17 protein-coding genes are annotated in these 15401 nt (G+C 73.2%); all 17 read left to right on the top strand.

The features are described 5' to 3' along the window. Nucleotides 1–472 precede the first annotated feature (472 nt). Nucleotides 473–733: an acyl carrier protein gene (locus ACGF3I_RS14635; protein ID WP_393131758.1), complete on the top strand. Its 261-nt coding sequence runs from the start codon at nucleotides 473–475 to the stop codon at nucleotides 731–733. Nucleotides 734–748: 15 nt separating this feature from the next. Beyond that, nucleotides 749–2020 (top strand): beta-ketoacyl-[acyl-carrier-protein] synthase family protein, encoded by a 1272-nt coding sequence (locus ACGF3I_RS14630; protein ID WP_393131756.1) that lies wholly within the window; start codon nucleotides 749–751, stop codon nucleotides 2018–2020. Then, nucleotides 2017–2820, top strand: coding sequence for an alpha/beta fold hydrolase (locus ACGF3I_RS14625; RefSeq protein ID WP_393131754.1), 804 nt, complete (start codon nucleotides 2017–2019; stop codon nucleotides 2818–2820). Before ACGF3I_RS14630 ends, ACGF3I_RS14625 begins: the two co-directional genes overlap by 4 nt. Further along, a complete protein-coding gene (locus ACGF3I_RS14620) occupies nucleotides 2817–3782 on the top strand; it encodes a hypothetical protein (RefSeq protein WP_393131752.1) in 966 nt (321 codons plus the stop codon). Before ACGF3I_RS14625 ends, ACGF3I_RS14620 begins: the two co-directional genes overlap by 4 nt. Beyond that, the gene (locus ACGF3I_RS14615) at nucleotides 3779–4900 is read left to right on the top strand and encodes a beta-ketoacyl synthase N-terminal-like domain-containing protein (protein ID WP_393131750.1); all 1122 of its coding nucleotides are present in this window, start codon (nucleotides 3779–3781) and stop codon (nucleotides 4898–4900) included. Before ACGF3I_RS14620 ends, ACGF3I_RS14615 begins: the two co-directional genes overlap by 4 nt. A 13-nt stretch (nucleotides 4901–4913) precedes the next feature. Beyond that, nucleotides 4914–5324: a hypothetical protein gene (locus ACGF3I_RS14610; protein ID WP_393131748.1), complete on the top strand. Its 411-nt coding sequence runs from the start codon at nucleotides 4914–4916 to the stop codon at nucleotides 5322–5324. Further along, nucleotides 5321–5818, top strand: a complete 498-nt coding sequence (locus ACGF3I_RS14605) for a 3-hydroxyacyl-ACP dehydratase FabZ family protein (RefSeq protein WP_393131746.1) — start codon at nucleotides 5321–5323, stop codon at nucleotides 5816–5818. Before ACGF3I_RS14610 ends, ACGF3I_RS14605 begins: the two co-directional genes overlap by 4 nt. Nucleotides 5819–5840: 22 nt before the next feature. Further along, nucleotides 5841–6587: a 3-oxoacyl-[acyl-carrier-protein] reductase gene (fabG, locus tag ACGF3I_RS14600; protein WP_393131782.1), complete on the top strand. Its 747-nt coding sequence runs from the start codon at nucleotides 5841–5843 to the stop codon at nucleotides 6585–6587. Nucleotide 6588: 1 nt separating this feature from the next. Beyond that, nucleotides 6589–7299 (top strand): 2-hydroxychromene-2-carboxylate isomerase, encoded by a 711-nt coding sequence (locus ACGF3I_RS14595; RefSeq protein WP_393131744.1) that lies wholly within the window; start codon nucleotides 6589–6591, stop codon nucleotides 7297–7299. A gap of 213 nt (nucleotides 7300–7512) precedes the next feature. Beyond that, nucleotides 7513–8247 carry a DUF4097 domain-containing protein gene (locus ACGF3I_RS14590; RefSeq protein ID WP_393131742.1) on the top strand — a complete coding sequence of 245 codons (735 nt, stop codon included), beginning with the start codon at nucleotides 7513–7515 and terminating at the stop codon, nucleotides 8245–8247. Nucleotides 8248–8389: 142 nt separating this feature from the next. Further along, nucleotides 8390–9319 carry a 3-oxoacyl-[acyl-carrier-protein] synthase III C-terminal domain-containing protein gene (locus tag ACGF3I_RS14585; protein ID WP_393131740.1) on the top strand — a complete coding sequence of 310 codons (930 nt, stop codon included), beginning with the start codon at nucleotides 8390–8392 and terminating at the stop codon, nucleotides 9317–9319. 67 nt (nucleotides 9320–9386) lie between these two features. Further along, nucleotides 9387–10772 carry an ATP-grasp domain-containing protein gene (locus tag ACGF3I_RS14580; protein WP_393131738.1) on the top strand — a complete coding sequence of 462 codons (1386 nt, stop codon included), beginning with the start codon at nucleotides 9387–9389 and terminating at the stop codon, nucleotides 10770–10772. Continuing rightward, on the top strand, nucleotides 10769–12103 hold the full coding sequence (locus ACGF3I_RS14575) for a type III PLP-dependent enzyme (RefSeq protein WP_393131736.1): 1335 nt from the start codon (nucleotides 10769–10771) through the stop codon (nucleotides 12101–12103). Before ACGF3I_RS14580 ends, ACGF3I_RS14575 begins: the two co-directional genes overlap by 4 nt. Nucleotides 12104–12141: 38 nt before the next feature. Continuing rightward, nucleotides 12142–12411, top strand: coding sequence for an acyl carrier protein (locus ACGF3I_RS14570; protein ID WP_393131734.1), 270 nt, complete (start codon nucleotides 12142–12144; stop codon nucleotides 12409–12411). 2 nt (nucleotides 12412–12413) lie between these two features. Further along, nucleotides 12414–13292, top strand: a complete 879-nt coding sequence (locus ACGF3I_RS14565) for a hypothetical protein (RefSeq protein WP_393131732.1) — start codon at nucleotides 12414–12416, stop codon at nucleotides 13290–13292. Further along, entirely contained in the window at nucleotides 13289–13987 is a 699-nt protein-coding gene (locus ACGF3I_RS14560; RefSeq protein ID WP_393131730.1) for a hypothetical protein, read from the top strand. Before ACGF3I_RS14565 ends, ACGF3I_RS14560 begins: the two co-directional genes overlap by 4 nt. After that, nucleotides 13984–15204 (top strand): acyl-CoA dehydrogenase family protein, encoded by a 1221-nt coding sequence (locus tag ACGF3I_RS14555; RefSeq protein WP_393131728.1) that lies wholly within the window; start codon nucleotides 13984–13986, stop codon nucleotides 15202–15204. Before ACGF3I_RS14560 ends, ACGF3I_RS14555 begins: the two co-directional genes overlap by 4 nt. The last annotated feature ends 197 nt before the right edge of the window (nucleotides 15205–15401 follow it).

The following is a 15401-nucleotide window of genomic DNA, read 5'->3' as shown; positions in this document are numbered from 1 at the left end:
TAACTGCTCGGTGCTGGGCAGCACCAGGCCACCTCAGCCCGTCCGGCGATTGAGGACGAGCGCCCTTAAGGCGCGAAAGGGGGGTGCAGGGGGCGGAGCCCCCGCCGGGGGTCGAGGGGCGGAGCCCCTCGGGGGGTCTGGGGCGCAGCCCCAGGGGCAGGCACCCTTCAACCCCCGTCACGGGTGGGCGGGTGGGCAGCTCCCTGGGGGTCTGGGGCGCAGCCCCAGGGCTCAGCCGATGCAACCCGCTGCACGGGCGGGTGGGCGGGCAGACCCCTCGGGGTCTGGGGCGGAGCCCCAGGGGGCCAGGCACCCTCCGGCCCCCGCACGGGCGGGCGGGTGGGCAAGCGCCCCAGGGGGGCGGGGCGCAGCCCCGGTGGGAGTCAGGGGGGCGTCAGGGGGGCGTCAGCGGGGGTGAGAAGACTTCTGGGCATCCACCCGGTACCCCCAACCACGCCACACGGGAGGCCTCATGCCCAGCACCGTAGCCATCACCGACGAACAGCGCGCCCAGATCCGGGACATCGTCTGCGAGATCCTGGAGATCGAGCCCGCCGAGGTCACGGACACGAGCCTCTTCAAGGAGGACCACAACGCCGACTCGCTGGGCGCGATCGAGATCCTCTCCTCCCTTGAGCGCACCTTCCAGATCGAGATCGACCAGGCCGAACTCGTGCGGATGGTGAACATGGACGGCGTCGTCGCCGTGGTCCGCGAGGGCCTGTCCCAGTAGGTCCGGCCCGCTCGGATGCCGACGGGAGCCGACAGAGAGGAGACACCGGTGAGCACTGAGCGCCGGCAGCCACACCGGGTCGTCGTGACGGGCCTGGGAACGGTCACCAGCATCGGCACCGGGCCGGCCGAATTCCTGGCCGGGCTCAGGACCGGCCGCAGCGGCGTCAAGCCGATCAACTCGTTCGACACGGCCGGATACGCGCACGCCAACGGCTGCGAGATCGAGGGCTTCGACGCCGCCCGGTGGATCGAGACCATCGATCCGGCCGAGCTCGGCCGGGCCAGCCAGTTCTGTGTCGCGGCGGCCCGGATGGCCGTCGGCGACGCACACATGGACCTGGCCGCCCTGCGCGAGCGCCGCGTCCTGGTCTCCGTCGGCACCACCGACGGGGAGTCGCACGACCTGGATGTGTTGATGGAGCGTCAAGTGTGGGACGGGCCCGAGGCATTGGACCCGGTCGTCGCGCGGCGCTCCACCGCGGGGATGCTGTCCAGCAGCATCGTGCGGGAGCTGGAGCTGTGCGACGTGGAGGCGGTCACCATTCCGACCGCCTGCGCCGCGGGCAACTACGCCATCGGCTCCGGCTTCGACGCGATCCGCTCGGGCGAGGTGGACATCGCCCTGGCCGGCGGGGCGGACGCGGTGTGCCGCAAGACCTTCACCGGCTTCTACCGGCTCGGCACCATCGCGCCCGAGGTGTGCCAGCCCTTCGACGTGGACCGCAAGGGCATCCTCACCGGTGAGGGGGCGGGCATCCTGTTCATGGAGAGCCTGGAGTCCGCTCTCGCGCGCGGTGCCCGCATCTACGCCGAGGTGCTCGGCTACGGCCTCAACTGCGACGCGCACCACCCGGTCGCACCCGACCGGGACAGTCTCGCCGCCTGTATCGAACTCGCCCACCGCAACGCCGGGGTGAAGCCCGAGGACATCGACTTCATCTCGGCGCACGGCACCGGCACCAAGGCCAACGACGTCACCGAGGCCGGCGCGATCCGGCAGGTGTTCGCCGAGCCGCCGCCCACCATCTCCATCAAGTCCATGCTCGGCCACACCATGGGCGCGGCCAGCGCGCTCGCCTCGGCGGCCTGTGCCCTGGCCATCACCGAGGGCTTCATCCCGCCGACCATCAACCACCGCGAGACCGACCCCGAGTGCGCGCTCGACCCCGTACCCAACGAGGCACGCCCGGCCGATGTGCGCATCGTGCAGAACAACGCGCTGGCCTTCGCAGGCAACAACGCGGTGGTCATCCTCGGCACGTACGAGGGACAGCCGGTCGCATGAGCCCGCTCACCGCGCGGCTGCGCAGGCCCGCCGCGTCCGACCGGCCGCTCAAGGTCCTGCTGCTCCACGGCCTCGGCGGCAAGCCTTCGGTGTGGGACCCGTTCGCGGCCCGCGCGCACCCGCGCCTGGAACTGTGGGACGCGGACCTGCCCTGGCGGGCCATGAAGGGCGGCGACGGATGGGGCGCGCTGCCCGAGCCGGGCCGCTGCCTGCTCGACCTGGTGGACGACCGCTACGACGCGGTCGTGGCCCACTCCTACGCCGCGAACCTGATCACCGAGGCGCTGGCGGCCGGGCGGCTCGCCCCTCGCCGCACCGTACTGATCAGCCCCTTCTACCGGCCCGATCCCCAGGACTTCGACTGGTCGGCGATCTCCTACTACCTCAACGACTTCCACCGCGTCTTCGAGGAGGCGCTGGCGGTCGGCGAGACCGCCCGGTTCGCGAAGGCGCACCGGGACTGGATGGCGCGCCGGCTGCGCGACCAGATCGGCCCGTACGGCTGGATGCGGTTCTTCGAGTCGTATCTGCGCACCCCCTTCCTCGACCTCGAAGCCGTCCGCACCCCGCTGCTCGTGCTGTCCGGCGAGCAGGACATCGCGTCCCGGGCCGAGGACGGCCGGGCGCTCGCCGCGGCCGTGCACGGCGCCCGCTTCGAACTCCTCGAAGGCTGCGGCCACTTCCCGATGGTGGAGGCGGCCGACCGCGTCACCCGCCTGGTGTGCGACTTCCTCGCCACCGGCCCCAGCCCGGCGCGGCACGTCGCCGCCGCCCCCGTTTCCCTACTGGAGAAGCCATGAGCGTCAGCCCCGCCGCGACGGACGGCACCACCCGCGTGGAGATACGGCCCCGCTACGAAGGGTCCAACATCTGCACCTGGATCGGGTTCAAGCACGTCAACTACATGGTGGAGGAGGCCGTCTACGACCACCTGCGCCAGCGCGGTTACCCCGCCGGGCAGCTGTACGAGCGGCACGGGCTCGGTGTCGACATCACCGACATCGACACCAAGATCCTCACCGCCTTCCACATCGACGACGTGGCGACCGCCGCCGTGACGCCGGCGCCGGACAAGGGCGACGGGCTGCGCCTGGTCGTCGAGATGACGGTGCGGCGCGGCGAGGCGACCGAGAAGGCCGTCGTGTCCAAGGTCGCCGTGCAGTTCCGCTTCGACCCGCGCGGCCACGAGGCCGAGCAGCCGCCCGCGGCCCTGGAGGCGGCGGTCGTGGACCGCCTCGGCGCGGGCGCCGAGCCCATCGCGCTGCGGCCGGGCGCCGATCCCCTGGAGCAGCTGACCGAGGGCCGCAACGCCTTCGGCTGGGCCTGGCGGATGCCGTACTTCTACTGCCACTTCACCGAGCGCGTGCAGATGTCGGGCTATCTGCGGCAGATGGAGGAGGTCGTCGACCTCTTCCTCGCCGACCGGGGTGTCTCCATCAAGACCCTGCTCGACGAGCAGGACTGGATCCCGGTCGTCCCGCACTCGCGGATCACCGTCCTGGACGAGGCGCGGATGGAGGAGACGCTCTACACCGTCTTCACGGTCGAGAGGGTCTTCAAGCGCTACACCTACACCGCCCGCATGGACACCTACGTCCTGCGCGACGGCGTCCTCGTGCCCACCACCACGGGCCGCATCACGCACGGCTGGGCCGTGATCGAGAACCGCCGCGACTGGAGCCTGGTCGACTTCGACGACCGGCTGCTCAACGCCCTCAACGGCAAGCCGGGGCAGACGACCGCCCGCGGGACCACCGCATGAGCGGCGCCGCCACCCTTCAGGACGCGGGCCCCGGTGCCCGGCCCGCGTCCGCCGGGGACCTCGTCTTCTCGGCCTGGTCCGCGGTCTCGCCCTACGGCATCGGCCGCGGCGCCTACCGCGCCGGGCTCGCCGCCGCCGAGAGCGCGCTGAGCGCGCTCGACGCGGACGAACACCCCGGCCCCTATCAACAGGGCGCCCTGGTACCGGACTTCAGCGCCGCGGGCGCCCTCGGCAAGAAGGGCACCCGCACCATGGACCGGCTCACGGCGCTCGCCGTGAGCGCGTACGGCCAGTTGCTCCAGGAGTGCGGCCCCGATGTGGTCGAGCGGCCCGAGCGGCTCGCCCTCGTGCTCGGCACCGGCCACGGCAGCGTGCAGAGCATCATGGACTTCACCCGGGACTCGCTGACCGGGGAGCGCCCCTACCTGGTGGATCCGGCGCGTTTCCCCAACACGGTGATGAACCGCATGGCCGGCCAGAGCGCCATCTGGCACGGCATCAAGGGACCCAACACCACGGTCGCGGGCGGCTGGCTGACCGGCCTGCTCGCCCTCGGCTACGCCGCCCGCCTGCACCGCGGCGGGCACTGCGACCGCGTCCTGTGCGGGGCCGCCGAGGAGTACACGGTGCAGCGGTCCTGGCTGGAGTGGCACGCCGCCGAGGACGGGGCACGCACCCCGCTCGGCGAGGGCGGTGTGGTCTGGCTCCTGGAGCCGGCCGCGAGCGCCTCGGCCGCCGGCCGCGCCCCGCTCGCCCGGCTGCTCGGCACCCGCTTCCGCGCCTACCACCGTCCCGAGCAGGCGGCCGGGGCGCTCACCGCCTGCGTCCGCGCGGTCCTCGACGAGGCCGGGGCCGACGCCGCGAGCGTGCGGGTCGTCGCCCCGCTCGGCACCGACGGGGAGGAGGACGCCGTCCGCGGCGCCCTGCCCGAGGGGGCCGCGCCCCGCTGGATCCGGTGCAGACCGCTGCTCGGCGACACCTCGGCCGCGGCCACCGCCTTCCAGACCGCCGCGGTCCTCGCGCTCGCCGAGGAAGGAGGGCTGCCGCCCGGCGCGACGGCCCTGGTCACCGGGATCGACCGGGACGGCACCGTCGGCTGCGCCCTGCTGGGCGGATGAGGAGAACGCGACCATGATGCTCGAAGAGGCGCTCACCATCCCCGGGCTGAGCCCGCGGCGCTACGGCCCCGTCGTCCCGCCGCCCGCCGAGGAGACCGTGCGCGGCAGTGTGACCGTCGCCCACGGCGCTCCCTTCCTCCAAGGTCACGTCCCCGGCTTCCCGCTGGTGCCGGGCTTCGCCCTGGTGCAGTACGTGCACGATCTGGTGTCGGCCCACGGAGTGGGCGCAGGCCAGGGGTTCGTGCTCAAGAAGGCGCGCTTCCTGAGCCCGGTGCGGCCGGGCCAGGAACTGATCATCGAGGCGCGCATCGAACGCCGGGACGGCGCGGTGCGCGCCACCGCGTCGGTCAGTGCCGACGCCCGCCCGGCCGCCCGCATCGCCCTGGAATTCCCGTCGCAACTGCCCGATCTGGAGGACGAGTGAACCCCGAATTCCGTATCACCTCCGTCATCCCGCACCGCTATCCGGCGCTGCTGGTGGACCGGGTCGGGGAGGTGGAGCCGGGCCGGCGGCTGGTCGCGTACAAGGCGGTCAGCGTCGCCGAGCCCGCCTACCGGGGACTCGCCCAGGGGGCCGCGCAGCCGTACGCCTACCCGGCGAGCATGATGCTGGAGTCCTGGGCGCAGGCCGCGCTGCTGCTCGCCTGCTGGGAGCGGCCCAACCCGGACGTGCGGACCGGCCAGGTCACGCTCGGCGCCGGGGTGCGCGACGCGCGGGTCCTCGCGCCGGTCTACCCGGGCTCGGTCCTCGTCCACGAGGTCACCCTGCTGCGCGACCTCGGCGACACCGTCGTGGTGACCGGTACCAGCTCCGTCGACGGGCGCCGGGTCCTGGACGTCGGGCAGCTCACGTTCGCCCTGCGCCCGGCCGAAGAACTGGAGCCGGCCGCCGCTGAGGCCGTCCTCGCCAGGCCGTGAACACCACCCACGAGAGGTCATGATGTCCGCAGACAAACCCCGCGTCGCACTGGTCACCGGGGGTTCCCGGGGGATCGGCCGCAGCGTGGTGCGCCGGCTCGCCGCCGACGGCTTCGCGGTGGCCTTCTGCTACCGGTCGCGCGAGGAGGACGCCCGGGCCGCCGCCAAGGAGGCCGAGGCGCAGGGCGCCTCGGTGCTGGCCCGCCGCGTGGACGTGGCCGACGGGGCCCAGGCCCAGGAGTTCGTCCGCGAGACCGAGCGCACGCTCGGCCCGATCCACGCGGTGGTCTCCTCGGCCGGCATCGTCCGGGACAACCCGCTGATCATGCTGAACGACCAGGCGTGGCAGGACGTCCTGCGGACCAACCTGGACGGGACGTACCACATCTGCCGGGCCGCGGTCTTCGGCATGCTGAAGCGGCGCACCGGCACCGTGGTCACGCTGTCCTCGGTCGCCGGGGTGTACGGCAACGCCACCCAGACCAACTACTCCGCCTCCAAGGCCGGGATCATCGGGTTCTCCAAGGCGCTGGCCAAGGAGGTCGCCCCGCGCGGCATCCGGGTCAACACGGTGGCCCCCGGTTTCATCGAGACCGACATGACGGCGGCGCTCGGTGAGGACAGCGGTGAGAAGCTCGCCGCGCGCGTCCCGCTCGGCCGCTTCGGCCGCCCCGACGAGGTCGCCGACCTGGTGTCGTTCCTGGTGTCCGAGCGCGCCTCCTACATCACGGGACAGGTGTTCGGCGTCGACGGGGGCCTGGTGATCTGACGTGAAGGCCGACCGCACTCCGACGTTCTACTTCTCCCTGCGCAGCCCGTACTCCTGGCTCGCCCACCGCGATCTGACCCGCGAGCACCCGGACATCGCCGACGCGGTGCGGTGGCGGCCCTTCTTCGAGCCGGACGAGCTGAGCACCCGGCTGCTGACCGAGGCCGGCGGCAGCTTCCCGTACACCGCGATGTCCCGCGCCAAGCACCTCTACGTACTCCAGGACGTCGGCCGCATTGCCAAGTCGCGCGGGATTGCGCTCCGTTGGCCCGTCGACCGCGATCCGGTGTGGGAGGTGCCGCACCTGGCCCACCTCGTCGCCGAGCGCGCCGGGCTCGGGCGGGCGTACGTCGCCGCCGTCTACCGGGCCCGCTGGGAGCAGGGGCGCGACATCTGCGACCGCGCCGTGATCGGCGGCATCGGGGCCGAACTGGGCCTGGATCCGGCCGAATTGGCGAACGCCTGCGACGACCCGGAGCTGCGCGCCGAGGGGGTGCGCCTGCTCCTGGACGTGGACACGGACGGGGTGTTCGGCGTGCCCTTCTTCGTGCACGGCTTCAACCGCTTCTGGGGCCTCGACCGGCTCCCCGCCTTCGTCGCCCATCTGCGCGAACGCGGTCTGCCCGCAGCCGCCCTGCCCCGGCCCGTCGGCGCGGCCGTCGGGCTCGGCCCCGGATCCGTCGACGACGGGCACGCGGGAGGCTGCGGATGACCGGACGCACGACCGTTCCACGGCGGTGAGTTCGGACGGGGGCAGTCCTCAGGAGGCATCCGGGGGCCTGCCCCATGTTCGTGCGGTGACGCTCTGCGTTAGCGTCGTGACAACGCAAGGTCCCGAGTTCGCGGGGGCCCGAGATTTCCTCATGCCTGTGCGGGCGGTGTGCCTGTGCGGGCCCAGCTGAAGCTCCAGAACTGGGAGACATTCATGCGTCAGCAGCTCCGCGCCCTGGGCATTCTCACCGCGATCGGCATCGCGGCCGGTGGACTGGCCGCGTGCGGCTCGCTCAACCAGAAGTCCTACGAGGACGACAGTGCGCTCTCCGGAAAGATCACCTCCGTACGCCTGGAGAACGGCTCGGGCGGGGTCACCGTGAACGGGACCGACGGCGGCAGCGCGTCCTTACACCGCAAGGTGAGCTACGACAACGGCGACACCAAGCCCAGCGGCCCCACCCACCGGATCGAGGACGGCGTGCTGATCCTCGGCGGCTGCTCGGGGTCCTGCTCGGTGACGTACACCGTCCAGGTGCCCGCCGGGATCCCCGTGAGCGGCGAGGTCTCCTCGGGAGAGGTCGGCCTGAACAAGGTGGGCGCGGTCGACGTGGCCGCGAGCTCCGGCGACATCACCCTCCAGGACGTCAGCGGCGCGGTCAAGGTGAAGACCACCAGCGGCGAGATCAGCGGCAAGGGCCTGGCGGGCGGCGGGATCGACACCCGTACCGGCTCGGGCGACATCCACCTGACGCCCAGCAAGCCGCAGAACGTCCAGATCACCGCCGGCAGCGGCGACGTCAGCCTCACCGTGCCCTCGGCCAGCTACCGCGTCTCGGTCAAGACGGGCAATGGCGACAAGGACATCAAGGTGCCCAACGACCCCGCGGGCAAGTACGAGATCGGTCTGAAGACCGGCAGCGGCGATGTGAGCGTCAAGAGCTCCTGAACCTCTTTCGTGTCCCAACCCCCCGGATCCACCGGCGGGTTGGGGCATCGGCACGTCCGCACCGGTCAGGTCGGCGTCAGCCGGGCGTCAGCGGGCCCGGCAAGTCTTGAGTGGCTCCCATCACTCAAGGAGGGCCCGGCGCATGACCTCACTGGAAGCGGTGTCGAGTTACCTGCCGCCCACCATCTCCGTGGCCGAACTGCGCGAACCGCTGGGGCTCGACGACCAGCAGGTGCGCAGGTTCACCCGGCTCTACGGCCTCGACCGGATCTGTCAGGCGCCCGACCAGTCCGAGGCCGACATGCTGATCACGGCGGCCGGCAAGCTGGACGAGCTGGCCGGCCAGGAGGACCGGGTGCGCTATGTGATCCGGGCCAAGGGCCTGCGGACCACGGCGCCCTACCCGGTCAGTCCCCTGCAACAGGTGCGCGAGGCCCTCGGCCTGCGCAACGCCACCGCCTTCTCGGTCGCCGACCACGGCTGCGCGACCGGGCTGCTCGCCATCGACACGGCGGGCACCCTGCTGGAGGCCGACGGCGACCCGGACGCGCTGGCCCTGGTGCTCGCCGGGGACAAGACGTTCACCCCGTTCTCGCAGTGGGTGGCCGACGTCTCCATCATGGGCGAGGGCATGACCGCCGTCCTCGTCGGCGCGAACGGTCCCCGCGACCGGGTGCTCGGCTACCACGCGCGCATCGTGGGCCGCGCGGACGGCATCATCGACCTGGATCCCGAGGGCGCCAGGGAAGCCAAGCGCATCTACCAGGACGTCATGTCCGACGTCATCCACCACGCGCTGGACGACGCCGGTCTGACCATGGCCGACATCCACCTCGTCCTGCCGCACAACGTCAACCGCGTCTCGTGGACGGTCGCCGCCAAGGAGCTGGGCATCGCTCCCGGGCGCATCTTCCTGGAGAACATCGCGAAGACCGGCCACTGCTTCTGCGCGGACCCCTTCATCAACTACCAGTCCGCGCGCGAGCTCGGCCTGCTGCGGCCCGGCGCCGCCTATCTGATGACCTCCGCGGGGCTCGGCCAGTCCTTCGCGGCCATGGTGCTTGAGCACTGAGAGCCACGGCACCGAGCCCCGCGCGGCCGACCGGCGCGCGGGCTCCCGAGATCCGAGAGGACAGCACATGAGCGGCACGCTGCCCGGCTTCCGCGAGCGACTCGCGACGGCGCTGACCGGGGCGCCCGACACCCCCCTGGTGTTCCTCGGCAACTTCGAGGTGGAACAGCAGTGGGCGCACGGCGAACACACCCTGCCCCGCCTGTCGGCCTCGGCGGCCGACGCGGTCGTCAACCACATGGACGAGTTCGCGCTGCTGCTGGCGGACGAACGCGACCACGTCGTCCTCAAGTCCCGCCCGGACGAGGGCTATCTGGCCTTCCTCGCCGGTCTCGGCGTACGCCTGCCGCGCCTGCACGTGGCCGCGGAACAGGACCCCGGGCGCACCGTGACCGAGGACGCCCTGGAGGACCCGGCGCTGCTCGCCGAGCTGACCGCCCTCGCCGCGGACGGCTGCCGGCTCACCGCCCACGGCGTCTCCGTACGGGAGGAACTGCTCTCCCGGGCCACCGGCCTCGGCATCGCCGCGCCCGGCGCGGCCGTCTGCAAGGCCGTCAACAGCAAGGTCTACAGCAGGCGCGTCGCCGACGAGCTCGGACTGCGCCAGCCCCGCGGCTGGGCCTGCGCCACCCTGGCCGAACTCGCCGACGCCTTCGAGGCCGCCACCGGCGACGAGGAGCGGCGCTACGTCGTGAAGGAGGCGTTCGGCGTCTCCGGCAAGGGCATCGCCGTCCTGGAGAGCAGGCGCCGGGCCGACCGCATCCTGTCGGTCGTCACCCGGCAGGCCCGGCGGGCCGGCCGCGACCGGGTGGCCTTCGTGGTCGAGGAGTGGGTGGCCAAACAGAGCGATTTGAACTACCAGTTCACCGTCGGCCGCGACGGCGGCGTGCACTTCGACTTCGTCAAGGAGCAGCTCACCGACAACGGGGTCCACAAGGGCCACCGGATGCCGGCCCGGCTGACCGGCGCCCAGCTCGCCGTGGTGCACGACACCGCCGAGCGCCTGGGCAAGCGCCTGGCCGCCGACGGCTACTTCGGCGTGGTCGGCGTGGACGCCATGGTGGACCCGGCGGGGGAGCTCTATCCGGTCGTCGAGATCAACGCCCGCAACAACATGTCCACCTACCAAGTGCGGCTCCAGGAACGGTTCGTGGCGCCCGGACAGATCGCGGTGGCCCGCCACTACTCGGTCAGGAGCACCGAGCCCCTGCCGTTCGAACGGGCCGGGGCGCTCCTGGACGGGCTGCTCTTCGACCGCGACCGCGGCACCGGCCTGCTCGTGAACAACTACGCCACGGTCAACGCGGGCTTCCCCGGCGGCGGACAACGCCCGGCGGCACCCGTCGCGGGCCGCCTCTACGGCCTGCTCGTGGCGGCATCGGACGACGGCATCGACGCCCTCGACACGGACATCACCGCCCGGCTCGCGGCGGGAAGGGACACCGGCGCATGACCACCATGACCACGGCAGACGACGTGCGGACAACCCCGGCCACCGTGCAGGGCATCCCCGTCGCCGAACTCGCCCGCACCTACGGCACCCCCTTGTTCGTGTACGACGGGGACGCGCTCGCGGGGCGGATGCGCCAGCTGCGCGAGGCCTTCGACGAGCGGCTGCAGATCTTCTACTCGCTCAAGGCCAACCCCAACATCGCGGTCTGCGCGCTGCTGCACGCGCACGGCGCCCGCGCCGAGGTCTCCTCGATGACGGAACTGCTGACCGCGCGCCGCGCGGGCGTCGAGCCCGAGGACATCCTCTTCCTCGGCCCCGGCAAGAGCCGCGCCGAACTCGCGGCCTGTCTCGACGAGGGCGTCGCCGCCGTGGTGTGCGAGTCGCTCCAGGAACTGGCGTGGATCGACGAGCTGGCCCGCGAGCGCGCGCTGCGCGCCCCGGTCGTGCTGCGGGTGAACCCCTCGTTCTCGGTGAAGGGCTCCGGCCTCACCATGGGCGGCAAGGCCCGCCAGTTCGGCATGGACGAGGCCCAACTCCTCGCGGAGACGGGCCTGGTGGAGCGGTACGAGCACGTACGGATCCAGGGCGTGCAGGTCTACATGGGCACCCGCATCCTGACCGAGGCCACCGTCGTGCAGAACACCGAGCGCATCTTCGAGCTCGCCGAACGCCTTTCGGCCGCCCTCGGCTTCGAGCTCGACCTCGTGGACATCGGCGGGGGACTGGGCGTCGCCTACTTCGAGGGCGAGCGCGACCTGGACCTGCTGGCCCTGGCCGCGGACCTCAACCCGGTGATCGCCCGGTTCGCCGACGCCCACCCGCGCACCCGGCTCGTCATGGAGCTCGGCCGCTATCTGACGGCCGAGTCCGGTACGTACGTGGTGCGCGTGCGGTACGTGAAGACCTCGCTCGGCGAGCGGTTCGCGGTCACCGACGGCGGCACCCACCACCACATGGCGGCGGTCGGCATCGGCTCGTTCGTCAAGCGGAACTTCCCCATGCGGCTGCTCAGCGGGGCCGTGGACGGGGCGGAGCCGGCGCCCGCCGAGGCCTGGAACGTGACGGGGCCGCTGTGCACCCCCAACGACACGCTGGCCAAGAAGGTCCAGCTGCCGCCGGTGCGGCCCGGCGACCTGCTCGGCGTGGAGCGCTCCGGCGCGTACGGACCGACCGCCTCGCCCGTGCACTTCCTCAGCCACGGCTATCCGGCCGAGGTGCTCGTCGCCGACGGCCGGGCCCATCTGATCCGCGAGGCCGACCAGCCCGAGGACCTGCTGCGCAAGCAGCACCTGCCGGCCGCGGCGGCGTTCCGCCGGACCGCCGCCCACTGACCAAGCCCTGCCCGTCCCCGATGAAAGGACCGCCGACCATGGCCGGACTGACCGCCACCGACCGCGACCGGATCGTCGCCGCGATCTCCGACGCGCTCACCGAGGTGCTCGACTACGACCTGCCCCAACTGGGCGAGGAATCACGGCTGTTCGACGAGCTGGGGCTCGACTCGACGGGTGTGTTCGAGATGCTGATGCGCCTGGAGGAGGCGCTGGACATCGAGTTCGACACGGACTCCCTGGAGATGGCGCACTTCACCAGCGTGCGCTCGCTCGCCGATTTCATCGCCACGGAAATGGGCTCCTGACGATGGCCGCACAGGCCACCGGGGTCCCGCACGCGCGGCGGGCCCCGGCCCGGTTCCCGCTGCGGCTCGACCGGATCGTGCACCGGGAGTTCCCCACCGGGAACCTCCGGATCGACGACCCGTTCTCGCGCCGCCACTTCGCCGACCTGACCGCCCTGTACGGGGTCGGGCCCCGGCCCGAGGTGGCGGACGGGCCGCCCGGCAACACCTTCGCCGGCATGGCCGCCGACCTGCTCGCCGACCTCACGGACGAGCCCGCGGACATCGACCTCGCCGTCGTCGCCCACACCACGCCCGACCTGGACTGCCGGCGGGCGGCCGTGACCTGTCTGTCCGAGGTCATCCCCGGCCGGCCCCTCGTGTTCACCGTCGCGGACTGCGGCTCGGCGGCCCCGTTCGTCGCCCTGGAGGTGGCGGCCTCGTACATCAGGCGCCACGGGCACCGCACCGCCGCGCTGTTCGTCCTCGACCAGGCGACGCTGCCCTACGAGACCGGGCGCTACCTCGCCGGGGACGCGGGGGCCGCGCTGCTGTTCACGCCCGAGGGGCGGGCCGGCTCGCTGACCGTGCGCCGGGTCTCGGGCGTGCCGGCCGACGACGTGCCGGCCGCGGTGCGCGGCGCGCTGGACGAGCTGGGCTGCGACCCCGAGGTCCCCGCGGTCCTCAGCCCCGGGCTGCGGGCCGCCCGCGACCTGCCCGGGCACACCGGACCCACCGTCTCGGCCCCGGACGGCTTCCCCGTCTCCGGGGTCCTCGGCGCGCTGGCCTCCGAGGTCGGCTGGGCCCCCGCGGCGGGACACGAGGGCCGGCGGGTCCTGGTGGACCACGACGCGGACACCGCCGAGCTGAGCGTGTGCCTGCTCGACCGGGGAGCGCCATGACCACGCTCGTCCAGGACGCCGAGGGTCTCGTGCGGGGCTGTCACCGGGCGGCCCGGCACGAGGGCCTCGCCCCGGCGCTGGCCCTGCTCGCCGACACCGTCCTGCCGGGTCTGCTGCCGTGTGGTCCCGGCGGCCACGCCGTCGTCGCGGCGCACACCCACCGCACGGCCCGCACGCTCTGGCTCGACGGCGCCCGCCGCCCGGTGGAGCCCGGGCGTGCGGTGGTGCGGGGTGAACTCGACCTGCCCGGCGGGCCCGTGGTCCTGCTCGACACCGGGCGGCGGGCGCCGGCCGACCGGGGCGGGCGCGTGGCGGTGGAGCAGCGGGAGCTGTACGGCCTCGGCCTGGTGTGGCTGCGGCTCGGACTCGCCCAGGCGCTGCGCGCCGCCTGCGTCACGCGCCTGGCCGGGCGGCGCGTGGGCGACACCACCCTGCTCCAGCAGCAGCTGGTGAAGGGCGCCGTCGCCGACGTCCTGGCCGAACACCTGGAGATCCGGGCGGTGTTGGACGGCGCGCGGCCCGGGTCCCGGTCCGCCGCCGTGCTCCAGCACCTGCACGGGCGGATCACCGCCGCCGACCGCGAGCAGGTACGGCTGCTCGGCGCGGCGGGCTATCTCACCGACAGCCCCGGCATGACCGCGTACGCCTCGGAGCTCCTCGCCGAGGTCCACGCCGTGGCACAGGAGGCATCGTGACGCACCTGGACGACCGGCTCCGCGCGCTGCGCGGGCAGGTCCGCGAGTGGGGCGCCGATCTGCGCCCGCTCGCCCTGGAGATCGACCGCGACCCGGAGGCGGTACGCGGCCACTTCGCGCACCCCGCCGTGCGCCACCTGGCCACCATGGGCATCCCCGAGGAGTACGGCCACGAGCCCGAGAAGATCGACGGGCACCGCTTCTACGGCGTGAGCGCCCTCGAACGGGCCGTCGTCATGGAGGAGTTGGCCTGCGCCGACGTCGGGACGCTGGTCGCCTCGCCCGGCCCGCTGCTCGCCGGCGTCGCCGTCGGCCTGTGTGCCGACGAGGCGCAGAAGCGCTGGTTCTACGGGCGCATGCTGGAGCAGCCGCTGTGGACCTGCTTCGCCCTGACCGAGCCGGAGGGCGGCTCGGACGCGGCGGCCCTGCGGACCGCCCTGACCGCCACCCCGGACGGCGACGCCCTGCTCAGCGGTGAGAAGCGGTACGTGGGCAACGCCTGCCGCGCCCAGCTGGGCGTGGTGTTCGCCCGCGCGAGGCCCGGGCCGCTGGGCGTCCAGGCCGTCCTGGTGGACACCGCCGACCCGGGTTTCGTGGCCGAGCCGCTCGACATGATCGGGCTGCGCGGCGCCATGATCAGCTCCATCGTCATGGACCGGGTGCCGGTGCCGGCGGACCGCTTCCTTGGCCGGCACCTCACCGCCACCCGGCGCGGAGTGTGGGCGTTCGTGCAGACCTTCAACGTGCTGCGCCCCGGCGTCGCCGCCATCGCGGTCGGCATCGCCCGCGCCGCCCTGGAGTACGTCGCCGAGCACCGCGGCGCCCTGCGCGGCGCCGGACGCGAACGCTTCGACGAGCTGACCCGGCGCGTGGACGCCACCCGCCATCTGGTGCACCACGCCGCGGCGGCCGTGGACGCGCGCGGCACCGACGGCCATCTGGCCTCGGCCGCCAAGCTGCGCGCCGCCCGCCTCGCCGAGGACGTCACCCTGGGGGCGGCCGGGCTGCTCGGCCCGGGGGCCCGCCTTGCGCACCCCTTCCTGGACAAACTCGCCCGGGACGCGCGGGCGATGGAGTTCCTCGAAGGCACCGGCAACATGCAGCGGCTCAACCTCTTCCAGGGCTTGCTCGGCGGCAAGGTCGACCGCGACCCCGGGCCCACCGCGTCCCGGGCCACCGCGGGCCGCCCCGCCGCCCCGCGAGCCTCCGCGCCCTGATCCGCGCCTCCCGAGCCACCGCATCCGAACCACCGGGCGCCCCGCGCCTCGGGCCCCGCAGGGGGTCCGAGCTGCCGGGGCGTCGCGCGCGTCAGCGGTGAGTCAGGCCGTCGTCAGGCGGCCCGTCAAGGATGAACCCATCGTTTACGGCCTGCACCCGGCCCCGGCCCCGCACCCTTCGCCCCACCCCCCGTGCC

This window comes from Streptomyces sp. NPDC048111, from assembly GCF_043202815.1.
GTDB lineage: Bacteria > Actinomycetota > Actinomycetes > Streptomycetales > Streptomycetaceae > Streptomyces.
Note: the sequence above shows the minus strand (reverse complement) of the source record. Positions and strands in the feature narration are given on the sequence as shown.